The following is a 13,036-nucleotide window of genomic DNA, read 5'->3' on the forward strand; positions in this document are numbered from 1 at the left end:
GGCGCTTCTTGGCAAGCGCCGTGGTCAGTCGGCATTGCCCATGGGGCCGGCACCCAGCTTGCCGGGCAGCCCCTCGCCCATCTGGCCACGGTGCAGCAGCAACTGGTCCAGCAACACGCAGGCCATCATCGCCTCACCCACCGGCACGGCGCGGATGCCGACACAGGGGTCATGGCGCCCCTTGGTAACCACATCCACCGCCTCGCCCTCGCGGGTGATCGACCGGCGCGGCGTCAGGATTGACGAGGTCGGCTTGACCGCAAACCGCACCACCACGTCCTGCCCGGTCGAAATGCCCCCCAGCACCCCGCCCGCGTGGTTGGAGCCATAGACCGGGCCATCCGGCCCCATGCTGATCTCGTCGGCATTCTCTACCCCGGTCAGCGCGGCGGCAGCGAAACCCGCGCCGATCTCCACGCCCTTCACGGCATTGATGGTCATCATGGCGCTGGCCAGTTCGCTGTCGAGCTTGGCATAGATCGGCGCGCCCAGCCCGGCGGGCACGCCGCGCGCCACCACCTCGATCACCGCGCCCACCGAATTGCCGTCCTTGCGCAGTGTGTCCAGATCATCAGCCCAAAGCACGGCGGTTCCGGCATCGGGGCACCAGAACGGGTTTTCCTCAATCGCCGCCGGATCAAGCCGCGCCCGGTCAATCGCCCGCGCGCCCATCTGTACCATATAGCCGGTGACCGACAGGCCGGGCGCAAGCTGGCCCAGCACCGCGCGCGCCACGCCGCCCGCCGCTACCCGCGCCGCGGTTTCCCGCGCCGAAGAGCGCCCGCCACCGCGCGGATCGCGGATGCCGTATTTCTGCCAATAGGTGATATCGGCATGGCCGGGCCGGAACCGCTCGGATATCGCGCTGTAATCCTTTGAGCGCTGATCGACATTGCGGATCATCAGCTGGATCGGCGTGCCCGTCGTCCGGCCTTCATAGACGCCGGACAGAATTTCCACCGCATCCGGCTCCCGCCGCTGGGTGGTGAAACGGTTCTGCCCGGGCCTGCGCTTGTCCAGCCAGTGCTGGATCGCCTCTGCTTCCAGCGCAATGCCCGGCGGGCAGCCGTCGACCGTGGCCCCCAGCGCAGGGCCGTGGCTTTCGCCCCAGGTGGTCACGCGAAACAGACGGCCAAAGGTGTTGACGCTCATGCACACCGCTCCTTTTGCGCATGGTCTAGCCGCGCGCCCGGCAAGGCTCAAGCGTAAACACCTTGTCTGCCGCCCGCTTTCATCTTGCCGGAAATACGCTCGGGGGTGAATTCGGCGCAGCCGAAGAGGGGGTGGAAACCCCCTTGCGCCCGGCTGCCCGGGCTTCCTGCGGCGCCGCTCGCGCGGCGCGCGCCACGCTCCGGTGCGGGGCTAGAAAACCGATGTCACTTCATACATCACCGGCTCGAACCGTGCGCAAAGCGCCGCGATCGCGCGGTTGCGCACCCGCATCTCGGGGGTGCGCAGCATCGCCTGAAAATCGCGCCGGTCAGTCCAGCGCGAATAGGTGCAAATGCGCGTCTGGGCATCGTTGACATGGATCGCCCCGCTGATGAAGCCGGGCTGAAGGCGGATCACCGTGTCATAGGCATCGGTCAGCGCCTCAAGGACATCGGCGCAGGTGCCCGGTGTCATCTCAAATGTGCTGATGACCGTCTGACCGTTGAAATCGGCTGAAATCTTCACCTTTGCCTCCTCCTGTTGCTCATATCTGGCCCAGTATGGCACAGAGCGCGCGGCCGCGCATCCGCCAGTTCCCCCTTGAACCTGCGGGCTGCAAGGGTTTAACCTTGATCCAGACCTCGGGGTGCCGTCACCGGCTGAGATGCGTCAAGCGAACCCGTTGAACCTGAACCGGTTAGGACCGGCGGAGGGAAGGTGACAGGGATCTTCCTCCACCCGGCCCCGCCGTTCGCAAAAGGAGGAAGAGACATGCGCTACCTGACACTTTCCGCAGGCCTGCTTGGCGCCGCGCTGGCAGGCCCGGCGCAGGCCGAAAACCCGGTGCTGACAGTCTATACCTATGACAGTTTCATCAGCGAATGGGGGCCCGGCCCCGCCGTGACCGAGGCTTTCGAGGCGGTCTGTGACTGCACGCTGAACATGGTTGCCACCGGCGATGGCGCGGCACTTCTGGCGCGGCTTCAGCTGGAAGGTGTGCGCACCGAGGCCGATATCGTGCTGGGGCTTGATACCAATCTCACCGCCCGCGCGCTGGAAACCGGGCTTTTCGCACCCCATGGCATCGAGGCCGCGCTGGACCTGCCGGTCACCTGGGATGACCCGGTGTTTCTGCCCTTTGACTGGGGCTGGTTTGCCTTTGTCCATGACCGCGCGCGCACGCCCGCGCCGCCCACCAGCTTCCGCGCGCTGATCGATTCCGACCTCAGAGTGATCATTCAGGATCCGCGCTCTTCCACGCCGGGGCTGGGCCTGCTGATGTGGGTCAAGGCCGCTTACGGCGACGAGGCCGCCGCGATCTGGGAGGGGCTGGCACCGCGCATTCTGACCGTCACCTCCGGCTGGTCCGAGGCCTATGGCCTGTTCCTTGATGGCGAGGCCGATATGGTGCTCAGCTACACCACCTCACCCGCCTATCACATCATCGCCGAAGAGGATGACAGTAAGGCCGCCGCACCGTTCGACGAAGGGCATTATCTGCAGATCGAGGTGGCAGGCATGGTCGCTGACACGGATCAGCCCGAACTGGCGCGCCGGTTTCTGGCCTTCATGCTGACCGATGAATTCCAGTCCGTGGTCGCAACGACCAACTGGATGTATCCCGCCGTCACGCCCGCAGACGGGCTGCCCGAAGGGTTCGAGGGGCTGCACCAGCCGGAAACCTCGCTTCTGTTCAGCGCCGATGAGGCCGCCACCCTGCGCGACGGCGCGCTGGATGAATGGCGGAATGCCCTCGCGCGCTGATCCGCTCTGGCGACACCGCCCGCCTGCGCTGCTTTGGGGGCTGGCGGCGCTTGCCGTGGCGGTGCTGCTGGCGCTGAACCTTGGGGCGCTGGGCGCGGTCTATCGCCGCGCGGGGCCCGCGGCGGCGGTGTTCGGCCCAGCTGACTGGGCGGCGCTGCGCTTCACCCTGTTGCAGGCCACGCTTTCCGCGCTGATCTCGGTGGCGCTGGCGATCCCGGTGGCGCGCGCGCTGGCGCGGCGGCGCTTTGCCGGGCGGCGCGCGCTGGTGGTGCTGACCGGCGCGCCCTTCATCCTGCCCACGCTGGTGGCGGTTTCAGGGCTGCTGGCGGTCTTCGGGCGCGGGGGGCTGGCCAATCAGGCGCTGGGCTGGGCCGGTTTGCCCACTGTCTCCATCTATGGGCTGCAAGGCGTGTTGCTGGCGCATGTGTTCTTCAACCTGCCGCTGGCCACGCGGCTGATCCTGCAAGGCTGGTCGCGCGTTCCGGCCGAGCATCTGCGCCTCGCCGCGTCGCTGGGTTTTGGCCGCCGCGCGATGTGGCGGCACATCGAGGGGCCGATGCTGACCCGCGTGGTGCCGGGCGCTTTGGCGGTGGTGTTTCTGATCTGCCTGACCTCTTTCGCGGTGGCGCTGACACTGGGCGGCGGGCCCCGCGCCACTACGCTGGAACTGGCGATCTATCAGGCCTTCCTCTTTGATTTTGATCTGGGCCGCGCGGCGCTTCTGGCGCTGGTGCAGGCCGGGCTGGGCATTGCGGCATTGCTGGCGCTGGCGGGTTTCACGCTGCCGGGCATGGCGATGACCGGGCTTGACCGTGACGCCCCCGCCGCCCCCGGCGGCATGGCGCGGCTGCTGGATGGCATCGCCATTGCGCTGGTCGCCGCGTTTCTCCTGCTGCCGCTGGCGATGATCGTGCTCCGGGGCGCGCCGCATCTGGCCGGGCTTCCCGCGTCGGTGTGGATGGCGACGCTGCAATCGCTCAAGGTAGCGGCGCTGTCGGTCGTCCTGCTGGCGGTCTTCACCGCTGCACTGGCGCTTGCGGCGGTCTGGTCTCGCCGTGCCGCCCCGCTGCTGGAAGGGGTGGGGATGAGCGCGCTGGTCGCCTCGCCCATGGTGATCGGCACGGGGCTGTTCATCATGGCCTTTCCGTTCATCGCCCCCGCGCGCCTTGCCCTGCCGGTGACCGCGCTGGTCAATGCCGCCATGGCGTTGCCCTTTGCCCTGCGCGCTGTTCTGCCCGCGCTGCACCGGGCGGAAGCCGATTATGCGCGCCTCTCGGCCTCGCTGGGGCTGGGGGTGGGGGCGCATCTGCGGCTGGTGCTCTGGCCCCGGTTGCGGCGACCGGCGGGGTTTGCGCTGGGGCTGGGGGCTGCGCTGTCCATGGGTGATCTGGGGGTGATCGTGCTTTTCGCGCAGACGGGGGGAGAGACATTGCCGATGCAGCTTCAGCGCCTGATGGGCGCCTATCGTACGCAGGACGCAGCCGGAGCCGCGCTTTTGCTGCTCGTGCTGTCGTTGGCGGCTTTCACCCTGCTGGAGCGCCTGATTGGCGGGAAGGAGCCACGCCATGCTGGAACTTGATGCGCTGGTCATCCGGCAGGGCGACTTTCGCCTCAGTGCGACACTGCAGGTTGCGCAGGGCGCGCGGGTTGCCGTGATCGGCCCCTCGGGGGCGGGGAAGACAACGCTGCTGGCGGCCATTGCCGGTTTTGTGCCGCTCACGCAGGGGGAAATCCGCTGGCAGGGCGCGCGGATTGATGCGCTGCCCCCGGCCAGACGCCCGCTCAGCATTCTCTTTCAGGACAACAACCTGCTGCCGCATCTCAGCGTCTTTGACAATGTCGCGCTGGGTATCGACCCGTCGCTTCGGCTGAACGCTGCGCAGCGCACGCAGGTAACGCAGGCGCTGGAACGGACCGGGCTGGCGGAGCTTACCGCGCGCCGCCCGGCAGAACTGTCGGGCGGGCAGATCAGCCGGGCGGCGCTGGCGCGGGTGCTGTTGCGCGCGCGGCCACTGATCCTGCTGGATGAACCCTTTGCCGCGCTTGGCCCCGCGCTGAGAGCCGAGATGCTTGATCTGGTCGCCCGGATCGCCATTGAGCAGGGCGCGACGCTTATGATGATCACTCATGAACCGTCAGACGCGCTGCGCATCTGCCCGCAGACGCTGGTGGTGGCCGATGGCCGCGCGGCGCCGCCTGAGCCCACCGAGGCGCTTCTGGCCAACCCGCCCCCGGTTCTGGCGGCCTATCTTGGCCCGCGGGCTGGCTAGCGCTTCCCGTCAAAGCGACCCGGCAATGAAAAACGCGCCCCGAAGGGCGCGTTATCCGTTTCCGGCAAAGGGTGGCAAAGGGTGCGGCCTCAGGCCTCCTTGGCCTTCTTCTTGACCGGCGCCCAGAGGCGCTTGTTCGTCAGATACAGAAGCGAGCCCAGCAGAATGAGGAAGACAGAGCCGACAAAGCCCCATTTCTTGCGCTCGGTCAGCTTCGGCTCGGCGGCCCACATCAGGAAGGCGGCAACGTCCTGTGCCTGCTGTTCGATCGTGGCGGGGGTGCCATCGGCATAGTCCACACCATCTTCCCACAGCACCGGGTTCATCGAAACCCAGCCGTCATAGGCCGTGTTGAAATAGAACATCGTGCCCGCCTGCATCTCTTCGCGGCCATCGAAACCGGCCAGGAACGAGGCGATGTACTCAGGCCCGCCGATGCCGCGCATCAACTGGTTGATGCCCAGCCCGTAGGGGCCGGAAAAGCCCACGCGGGCCTTGGCCATCAGGCTCAGGTCCGGTGCGGTTTCCATGCCCGACCCCGGAAAGTGGTCCGGGCCGCCAGCAGGCCGGAAGTCGCCGGTATCGGAATCGACAACCTCGAAATTGGCGGCATAAGCGCGCATTGCATCGGGCGACAGTGCCGGGCCGGTTTCCGCTGTCAGCGTGCGGAAGGGCACGTACTGCAAGCCGTGGCAGGCCGCGCAGACCTCGGTATAGACCTGCAGACCGCGCTGAAGCTGCGCCCGGTCATAGCTGCCGAACGGGCCTTCGAACGAGAAGGAATAATCCGTGATCTCGCCGTGGCCCCCGGCCGCCAGCGCCGGAGAGGCGGCCAGCGACAGGGCGGTCAGGGCCGAGAGGGCAAGTTTCCTGATCATGATATCACTCTATTCCTTTCTCTCACTCGGCCGGGATGTGCTCGGGCGGGACGCCCTTGCCGGCAGACTTCCTGACGGTCATCTTGAAGTCTTCCTCGATCGTCGCAGGCGGTACCGTCGGCTTTTCAAGCACGCCCAGCAGCGGCAGGATCACCAGGAAGTAGGCGAACCAGTAGGCCGTCGCGATCAGCGAGATGGTTGCATAGGGTTCTTCCGCCGGCATCGCACCGGCCCACATCAGGACAAAGAAATCGACGATCAGCAGCCAGAAGTACCATTTGAACATCGGGCGGTAGCGGCCCGAACGAACCGAGGACGTGTCCAGCCAAGGCACCAGCACCATCACGAAGATCGCACCGAACATCGCAAGCACGCCGAAGAACTTGGCGTCAATGATCCCGAAGCTGAGCCATTCGACCGCGATCACCACCCAGACATCGGCGGTGAAGGCACGCAGGATCGCGTAGAACGGCAGGAAGTACCATTCGGGCACGATATGCGACGGCGTGACCAGCGGGTTGGCCTCGATGTAGTTGTCAGGGTGGCCAAGGAAGTTGGGCATGAAGCCCACGATCATCCAGAACACCAGCAGCACCACGACCAGCGCGAACACGTCCTTGATCACGAAGTAAGGCCAGAAGGGCAGCGTGTCTTTCTCGGCCTCTTCTTTCGAGGCCTTGCGCACCTCCACACCGGCGGGGTTGTTGTTGCCGGTGGTATGGAAGGCCCAGACGTGCACGATCACCAGCCCCAGAATGACGAAGGGCAGCAGATAATGCAGCGAGAAGAAGCGGTTCAGCGTGGGGTTGCCCACGGCGGGCCCGCCCAGCAGCCAGGCTTGCAGCGCGTCACCGATGCCGGGGATCGCACCGAACAGGCCGGTGATCACCGTGGCGCCCCAGAACGACATCTGACCCCAGGGAAGCACATAGCCCATGAAGGCGGTCGCCATCATCGCCAGGTAGATCAGCATGCCGATGATCCAGGTCACCTCACGCGGGGTTTTGTAGCTGCCGTAGTACAGGCCACGGAAGATATGAAGGTAAACGGCCGCAAAGAACAGCATCGCGCCGTTCTGGTGCAGATAGCGCAGCATGTAGCCGCCGTTGACGTTGCGCATGATATGCTCGACCGAGGCAAAGGCCATGTCGGCATGCGGCGTGTAATGCATCACCAGCACGATGCCCGTGATGATCTGCAGAACAAGGCAGAACATCAGGACGATGCCCCAGATCCACATCCAGTTCAGGTTCTTGGGTGTGGGGATCATGATGGTGTCGTAGAGGAGCCCGACAATGGGAAGACGGCGGTGAAGCCACTTCTCGGCATTGGTTTTCGGCTCGTAATGGTCGTGCGGAATACCGGACATGGCCTTCTCCCTCAGCCGAGCTGGATTGTGGTTTCGTCAACGAAGCTGGCGACCGGAATCCAAAGGTTTTCCGGTGCCGGCCCGCGGCGGATGCGGCCAGAGGTGTCGTAGTGCGAACCATGGCAGGGGCAGAACCAGCCATTGAAATCGCCCGCGCCATTGCCCAGCGGTACGCAACCCAGATGGGTGCACACGCCAGTCATGACCAGCCACTCGCCTTCCTCGTCCAGCGCGCGGTTGGCGTCGCTCGCGTCCGTGCCGGGGCGGTTGGGGTTCTGCGAGTCGGTATCCATCAGATCGCTCAACTGGACAGCGCGTGCTTCAGCGATCTCTTCGGGCGTGCGTCGGCGGATGAAGACCGGCTTGCCAAGAAAGTTCACCGTCAGCTGGGCGCCGATCTGGACATCGCTGACATCAACGAAGATTGAGGACAGGGCCTGCACATCGGCCGACGGGTTCATCTGATTGACCAGCGGCCACACCGCTGCCCCTGCGGCGACAGCACCGGCACCGGCGGTCGCGTAATACAGAAAATCCCGGCGAGTGCCTGCGTTGTCGTCTGCGTGGGACACGAGCATTCTCCATTTCAAGGTCATGGGTTCGGCGGCATAGCCGAAACGAGCCGCAGATACTGCAGCCTCCAAGCCGGGTGTTTAGCGACGATTTCACGCTCCGTCCAGCCGCGAATTGGGGCAAAAACGCCGCACCTGTGCCCATTTGCAGGCGTCAGGGGCCTGGGTGCGCCCGGCGCTGCCCGCGCGAAGAGCATGCGCTGAGCGTGACCCGGGCATGCGTCAGCAGTGCGCCGGTGATGCGCTGCCCTTGCACCGGGGCGGAAGCAGACCCGTCTTCGCAACCAGTGGCTGCCGGGTCTGCAGGCGGATCGCTCGCCCGGCAGGCCGTGCGGGAAGGGCGGGGTCAGCCCGGAACGGTGGCTTTCATCGACGGGCGCTCGGCGAATCGCGCCTGCCAGTCGGCCAGCGCGGGGCGGCCCTGGCGCCAGTTGCGGGCATCATGGCGGAAATCAAGATACCCCAGCGCGCAGCCTGTGGCGATCTGCCCCATGCACAGCGGCCCTGCCAGATGCCCCATCCAGCGGCTTTCCAGCGCGTCAAGGCTGCGGGCGATCTTGGCCCACTGGGCTTCCAGCCACTCGGACGATTGCCGCTCTTCGGGGCGGAGTGCGACTTCATAACGCATGCCCACGGCCGCATCCAGAATACCCTCGGCGGTGGCTTCCAGCGTCAGCACCTCCCACAGGCGGGGGGCCTCGGGGTAAAGGCGCGGGCCTTTGGGCGCGCGTTCGGCCAGATAGCGGCAGATCACCCGGCTGTCATAAAGCGTGCAGCCGTCAGGGCGTTCCAGCGTGGGGATCTTGCCCAGCGGGTTGATATCGACCGGCAGAGAGCCGGGTTCAAGCGGGGTGCCGGTGGCCTGTTTCAGCGTGACCTCGCCCAACTGGCCCGTTTCGTGCAGCAGCACCACAACCTTGCGCACGAAAGGCGAGGCGGGGCTTTGATGGAGTGTCAGCATATTCTGTCCCTCAGATTTTTATGTGCCATCAGATTTGGGCTGTCAGCCTGTCAGACTTTGCGGGTGCGCAGGCGGGCGTAGAAGGCGGCGTCAATTTCAACGGGGCGCGCCATTCCGGGCAACTTCACCTGACGGGACAGCCGGCCGGTGGCGTTGGACTGGTCGCGGTCACGCGGACGGCGAATGCCCAGACCCTCGGGCATGGCATCAAGCGCATCTTCGGCGCGCTGGTCGATGCGCGCGGGGGCAACGGCGCGCGTCACCAGCCAAGCGGCCAGCGCGACACCGCCGTACTTCAGCGCGGCACCGGCAAGGGGAACAAGGGGCAGGGGCATGACAAACCTCCGGACAAGCCATTGGCGCACACGCTATGCGCAGCCGGGGCCGCTGTCTACTCACAGACGCGCAAGGCGCTTGACGGAACAGAGGGCGCTTGACCGCACAGGGCCGGGCGTGATTTCTCTGGCGGCCATGGCGAAAGCACGCAAATCCCGCGCCCGGCCGCGCCCCGGTCTGTTTGACCGGCTTGCCCACGCGGTCCGGCGTGTGCTGCGCTGGCTTGTACTGGGGCTTGTGGGGGCCTTGGCGCTGATGTTGGCCTGGGTGGCGCTGTATCGCTTCGTGGACCCGCCGGGTGGGGTCTATATGTGGCAGGAATCGCGCAGGCTGGGCGATATCCGCTATGAATGGGTGCCGATGACGCGCATCGCGCCGGTCATGGCCCGTTCCGCCGTCGCGGCCGAGGATGCCAATTTCTGCCAGCACTGGGGCTTTGACATGGCCGCGATCCGCGCCGCACTTGATGCGGGCGCCGGGCGCGGGGCCTCGACGATCAGCCAGCAGGTGGTGAAGAACGTGTTCCTCTGGCATGGCCGCAGCTGGGCGCGCAAGGCGCTGGAGGCGATGCTGACCCCGGTGGTGGAAACGCTGTGGAGCAAGCAGCGCATTCTTGAGGTCTATCTGAATATCGCCGAGTTCGACACCGGGGTCTTCGGCGTGGAGGCTGCCGCCCGGCACTATTTCAACCGCTCCGCCGCTGATCTGACGGCGCGTCAGGCGGGGCTGCTGGCCGCTGTCCTGCCCGCGCCGCAAAGCCGGAATGCCGCGCGCCCGTCGGATTTTGTCTCGCGCCGGGCCAATTCGATCGCCGACGGGGCCGCCACGATCCGGCGCGATGGCCGGGCGGCCTGTTTCGACGGTTGAACTTTTCGCGCCCAGCAGGCATGAGGGGGGCTGCCAACCGAAGGTCCGATCTGCCCATGCTGCGCCTCTTTCACATGCCCCTCTCACCGTTCTGCCGGAAGGTTCGCCTGACGCTGGGCGAAAAGCGTATCGAGGTGGAGCTGGTGGAAGAGCGGTACTGGGAAGCGAGCAGCGACTTCCTGCGCCGCAACCCGGCAGGCAAGGTGCCGGTGCTGCGCCTTGAAGGCCGGATGCTGGCCGAAAGCCAGGCGATCTGCGAATATATCGACGATCTGCACCCCAACCCGCCGCTGGTCCCCAAGGATGCCGCCGCCCGCTACGAGATGCGCCGCCTCTGTTCCTGGTTCGACGACAAGTTTCACCATGAGGTCACTGCGAACCTGCTTTATGAGCGGGTGAACAAGAAGCTGACGGGCAAGGGCTATCCGGATTCGCAGAAGATCAAGGCCGGGGCGCAGCGTATCAAGTTCCATCTCGATTACATGGGCTGGCTGCTGGAGCACCGCCGCTGGCTGGCCGGAAACGAGATGACCTTGGCCGATTTTGCCGCCGCCGCGCATCTGTCCTGCCTCGACTACATCGCCGATGTCGACTGGGACCGCACCCCCGGCGTGCGCGAATGGTATGCCAAGATCAAGTCACGCCCGGCGTTCCGCCCGCTTCTGGCCGATCAGGTGCCGGGCTTTCCCGCCGCGCGCCACTATGCCGACCTTGATTTCTGAGACCGGCCGGGAAGGGGGGCTTTTTGCCCCCCTCGGCGCTGCGCGCCTCACCCCCCGCGCGTATTTCTGGCAAGATGAGAGCCCATGGACAGCGCGGCGCTGAAAGCGGCGCTGGCCGCACAGGCGCGCGCCGAGGGGTTCGCCGCGATGGGCGTGGTGCGGCCCGATGCGATACCGCTGGCGGCTGGGCGGCTGGGCGCATTTGTGGCGAAGGGGCGGCATGGCCAGATGGGCTGGATGGCCGAGCGGATGCACTGGCGCGGCGATCCGGCGGTGCTATGGCCCGAGGCGCGCACGGTCATTATGCTGGCAGAGCCCTATACCCCCGCCTTCAACCCGCTGGAACTGCTGGAGAAACGCGACCGGGCGGCGCTGTCGGTCTATGCCATGGGGCGCGATTATCATGATGTGCTCAAGAAACGGCTGAAGCGGCTGGGGCGCTGGCTGATCGATCAGGCGGGCGGCGAGATCAAGGTGTTCACTGATACCGCGCCGGTGATGGAAAAGCCGCTGGCGGCGGCGGCCGGGCTGGGCTGGCAGGGAAAGCACACCAACCTTCTGTCGCGCGATCTGGGCAACTGGTTCTTTCTGGGCGCGCTGTTCACCACCCATGCGCTGCCGCCCGATGCCCCCGCGCGTGAAAACTGCGGCTCCTGCACTGCCTGTCTGGACATCTGCCCGACCAATGCCTTTCCCGCGCCCTTCCAGCTGGATGCGCGGCGCTGCATTTCCTATCTGACCATCGAACATCATGGCCCGGTGCCGGAAGAGCTGCGCGGCAAGATGGGCAACCGCATTTATGGGTGCGACGATTGTCTGGCGGTCTGCCCGTGGAACAAGTTTGCCGTCACCGCGGCGGAGGCGAAATATGCCGCGCGCGATGATCTGGTCGCGCCCGATCTGGCGGATCTGGCTGCGCTGGACGATGCCGCGTTCCGCCTGCGTTTCTCAGGCTCGCCGATCAAGCGGATCGGACGCAACCGTTTCGTGCGCAATGTCCTCTATGCAATCGGCAATTCGGGCGCGCCGCGGCTGGCCGGGGCGGCGCGCGCGCTTGTCAGCGACCCCGACCCGACGGTGGCGGAGGCCGCGCACTGGGCGCTTTCACGCCTTCAGGAGTGACATGGCCTGCGGCCAGGCGGCGACATCGGCCAGTGTCTTGTCACGGCAGAACGGGTTGCAAAAGCCCAGAACCTGCCCCTGCACCCGCAGGAAATGGGTGACCGGCCTGCCCGAATAGGGGCAGGCTGCGTTCACCGACGGGCCATCGCAGATTTCTGCGGGCAGGGGGGCTGGCCCGGGCCAGGGACGGGTGGGCCAGTCGCGGCGATAGAAGGGCTGGTCGGGGCCCGTAGCCAACCCCATGGCGCGCCAGCGCCGGAACGGGCCATGCGCCAGATGGGCAGCCACATAGGCCATGGCATCGTCCGGCATCGGCAGATTGTAGCCTGCCACCCGCGCGGCGACCGGCGCAAAGAAGGCATCCGCCACCGAGTATTCCCCGCAAAGCCAGGGCCCGGTGTTGCCGGTGGTGTTTTTGGTGGTTTCGCGCGCCCAGCGCCAAAGGTCCGCAAGCCGCGCAAGGTCATCCAGCACCGCCTGCGGGGGCGCGCAATCTTCGTAGCTGACGCGCAGGTTCATCGGGCAATGGCTGCGCAGGGGCGCGAAACCGGCATGCATCTCCGCCGCCAGCGCGCGCCCCACGGCGCGGGCGCGCGGGTCGGTGGGCCAGTGCCCGGCATCCGGGTGACGGCTGGCGAGCTCTTCGGCAATGGCGAGGCTTTCGGCCACCACGACCCCGCCCTCGCCCGCCTCATCGGGCAGGCGAAGCGCGGGAACGGTGCGCGCCGGGGCAAAACCGGCGAGGATACGCGCGAAATCATCGCTGTAGAGTTCGGCCAGCGTGACCCTGGTGTGCAGGCCGAAGGCCTCGAACAGAAGCCAGCCGCGCAGCGACCAGCTGGAATAGGCGCGATCGCCGATGCAAAGGTGATAGTCCATCCTGCCCTCCGGTTTCGGCCATCATACGGCAGCCCGTGCGCCGCCACAAATCAGCAATTGTGCGGTGATTCATTCGAAAAGCTGAACCTTGGGTGAACCAATCACCGCCCTGCTGCGTAGTCTTCTATAAACCGGGAGAGAAGA

General features: G+C 66.2%; 14 protein-coding genes and 1 riboswitch. Of the genes, 6 read left to right on the forward strand and 8 right to left on the reverse strand.

Annotated elements, in window-relative coordinates; all coding sequences use genetic code 11:
• Window positions 1-24: 24 nt before the first annotated feature.
• Window positions 25-1,152, reverse strand: coding sequence for a chorismate synthase (aroC, locus tag V7Q53_RS04015; RefSeq protein ID WP_333827099.1), 1,128 nt, complete (start codon window positions 1,150-1,152; stop codon window positions 25-27).
• Window positions 1,153-1,362: 210 nt separating this feature from the next.
• Complete coding sequence (locus V7Q53_RS04020; protein ID WP_333827101.1) at window positions 1,363-1,677, reverse strand: antibiotic biosynthesis monooxygenase family protein; 315 nt, start codon at window positions 1,675-1,677, stop codon at window positions 1,363-1,365.
• 107 nt (window positions 1,678-1,784) lie between these two features.
• A riboswitch (TPP riboswitch) is annotated at window positions 1,785-1,884 on the forward strand.
• A 39-nt stretch (window positions 1,885-1,923) separates the two neighbouring features.
• On the opposite strand from V7Q53_RS04020, the gene thiB reads away from it, so the two are divergent.
• Genes thiB through V7Q53_RS04035 form a run of 3 tightly spaced genes read left to right on the forward strand, consistent with a single transcriptional unit; the run spans window position 1,924 to window position 5,186 of the window.
• Window positions 1,924-2,916 carry a thiamine ABC transporter substrate binding subunit gene (gene thiB / locus V7Q53_RS04025; protein WP_333827103.1) on the forward strand — a complete coding sequence of 331 codons (993 nt, stop codon included), beginning with the start codon at window positions 1,924-1,926 and terminating at the stop codon, window positions 2,914-2,916.
• Window positions 2,900-4,495 carry a thiamine/thiamine pyrophosphate ABC transporter permease ThiP gene (locus V7Q53_RS04030; RefSeq protein WP_333827104.1) on the forward strand — a complete coding sequence of 532 codons (1,596 nt, stop codon included), beginning with the start codon at window positions 2,900-2,902 and terminating at the stop codon, window positions 4,493-4,495. The genes thiB and V7Q53_RS04030 overlap by 17 nt, the downstream gene beginning before the upstream one ends.
• Window positions 4,482-5,186 carry a thiamine ABC transporter ATP-binding protein gene (locus tag V7Q53_RS04035; RefSeq protein ID WP_333827105.1) on the forward strand — a complete coding sequence of 235 codons (705 nt, stop codon included), beginning with the start codon at window positions 4,482-4,484 and terminating at the stop codon, window positions 5,184-5,186. The genes V7Q53_RS04030 and V7Q53_RS04035 overlap by 14 nt, the downstream gene beginning before the upstream one ends.
• A gap of 89 nt (window positions 5,187-5,275) precedes the next feature.
• Here V7Q53_RS04035 and V7Q53_RS04040 read toward each other — a convergent pair whose 3' ends face one another.
• The 5 genes from V7Q53_RS04040 to V7Q53_RS04060 all read right to left on the reverse strand — a co-directional run bounded on the left by V7Q53_RS04040 (window position 5,276) and on the right by V7Q53_RS04060 (window position 9,301).
• Window positions 5,276-6,064, reverse strand: coding sequence for a cytochrome c1 (locus V7Q53_RS04040; RefSeq protein ID WP_333827107.1), 789 nt, complete (start codon window positions 6,062-6,064; stop codon window positions 5,276-5,278).
• Window positions 6,065-6,086: 22 nt separating this feature from the next.
• A complete protein-coding gene (petB, locus tag V7Q53_RS04045) occupies window positions 6,087-7,433 on the reverse strand; it encodes a cytochrome b (protein WP_333827108.1) in 1,347 nt (448 codons plus the stop codon).
• A gap of 11 nt (window positions 7,434-7,444) precedes the next feature.
• Window positions 7,445-8,005 (reverse strand): ubiquinol-cytochrome c reductase iron-sulfur subunit, encoded by a 561-nt coding sequence (gene petA, locus V7Q53_RS04050; RefSeq protein ID WP_333827109.1) that lies wholly within the window; start codon window positions 8,003-8,005, stop codon window positions 7,445-7,447.
• A 346-nt stretch (window positions 8,006-8,351) separates the two neighbouring features.
• A complete protein-coding gene (locus V7Q53_RS04055; protein WP_442954409.1) occupies window positions 8,352-8,966 on the reverse strand; it encodes a glutathione S-transferase family protein in 615 nt (204 codons plus the stop codon).
• A 50-nt stretch (window positions 8,967-9,016) separates the two neighbouring features.
• Window positions 9,017-9,301, reverse strand: a complete 285-nt coding sequence (locus tag V7Q53_RS04060; protein ID WP_333827110.1) for a hypothetical protein — start codon at window positions 9,299-9,301, stop codon at window positions 9,017-9,019.
• A 136-nt stretch (window positions 9,302-9,437) separates the two neighbouring features.
• On the opposite strand from V7Q53_RS04060, the gene mtgA reads away from it, so the two are divergent.
• The 3 genes from mtgA to queG all read left to right on the forward strand — a co-directional run bounded on the left by mtgA (window position 9,438) and on the right by queG (window position 12,013).
• On the forward strand, window positions 9,438-10,169 hold the full coding sequence (gene mtgA / locus V7Q53_RS04065) for a monofunctional biosynthetic peptidoglycan transglycosylase (protein WP_333827111.1): 732 nt from the start codon (window positions 9,438-9,440) through the stop codon (window positions 10,167-10,169).
• A gap of 56 nt (window positions 10,170-10,225) precedes the next feature.
• Complete coding sequence (gene fzlA / locus V7Q53_RS04070; RefSeq protein WP_333827112.1) at window positions 10,226-10,891, forward strand: FtsZ-binding protein FzlA; 666 nt, start codon at window positions 10,226-10,228, stop codon at window positions 10,889-10,891.
• 84 nt (window positions 10,892-10,975) lie between these two features.
• Window positions 10,976-12,013, forward strand: coding sequence for a tRNA epoxyqueuosine(34) reductase QueG (gene queG / locus V7Q53_RS04075; protein WP_333827113.1), 1,038 nt, complete (start codon window positions 10,976-10,978; stop codon window positions 12,011-12,013).
• On the opposite strand, the gene V7Q53_RS04080 is transcribed toward queG, so the two are convergent.
• Entirely contained in the window at window positions 11,996-12,892 is an 897-nt protein-coding gene (locus tag V7Q53_RS04080; RefSeq protein ID WP_333827114.1) for a glutathione S-transferase, read from the reverse strand. The genes queG and V7Q53_RS04080 overlap by 18 nt on opposite strands.
• Window positions 12,893-13,036: the final 144 nt, after the last annotated feature.

The sequence above is a fragment of the Pararhodobacter sp. genome (assembly GCF_036802785.1).
GTDB lineage: Bacteria > Pseudomonadota > Alphaproteobacteria > Rhodobacterales > Rhodobacteraceae > Pararhodobacter.

Coding starts and splice junctions, on each gene's coding strand:
- queG (WP_333827113.1), top strand. CDS start 10,976: ATGGACAGCGCGGCGCTGAAAGCGGCGCTGGCCGCACAGGCGCGCGCC.
- petB (WP_333827108.1), bottom strand. CDS start 7,433: ATGTCCGGTATTCCGCACGACCATTACGAGCCGAAAACCAATGCCGAG.
- V7Q53_RS04035 (WP_333827105.1), top strand. CDS start 4,482: ATGCTGGAACTTGATGCGCTGGTCATCCGGCAGGGCGACTTTCGCCTC.
- V7Q53_RS04080 (WP_333827114.1), bottom strand. CDS start 12,892: ATGGACTATCACCTTTGCATCGGCGATCGCGCCTATTCCAGCTGGTCG.
- V7Q53_RS04060 (WP_333827110.1), bottom strand. CDS start 9,301: ATGCCCCTGCCCCTTGTTCCCCTTGCCGGTGCCGCGCTGAAGTACGGC.
- V7Q53_RS04030 (WP_333827104.1), top strand. CDS start 2,900: ATGCCCTCGCGCGCTGATCCGCTCTGGCGACACCGCCCGCCTGCGCTG.
- V7Q53_RS04055 (WP_442954409.1), bottom strand. CDS start 8,966: ATGCTGACACTCCATCAAAGCCCCGCCTCGCCTTTCGTGCGCAAGGTT.
- aroC (WP_333827099.1), bottom strand. CDS start 1,152: ATGAGCGTCAACACCTTTGGCCGTCTGTTTCGCGTGACCACCTGGGGC.
- thiB (WP_333827103.1), top strand. CDS start 1,924: ATGCGCTACCTGACACTTTCCGCAGGCCTGCTTGGCGCCGCGCTGGCA.
- mtgA (WP_333827111.1), top strand. CDS start 9,438: ATGGCGAAAGCACGCAAATCCCGCGCCCGGCCGCGCCCCGGTCTGTTT.
- V7Q53_RS04040 (WP_333827107.1), bottom strand. CDS start 6,064: ATGATCAGGAAACTTGCCCTCTCGGCCCTGACCGCCCTGTCGCTGGCC.
- fzlA (WP_333827112.1), top strand. CDS start 10,226: ATGCTGCGCCTCTTTCACATGCCCCTCTCACCGTTCTGCCGGAAGGTT.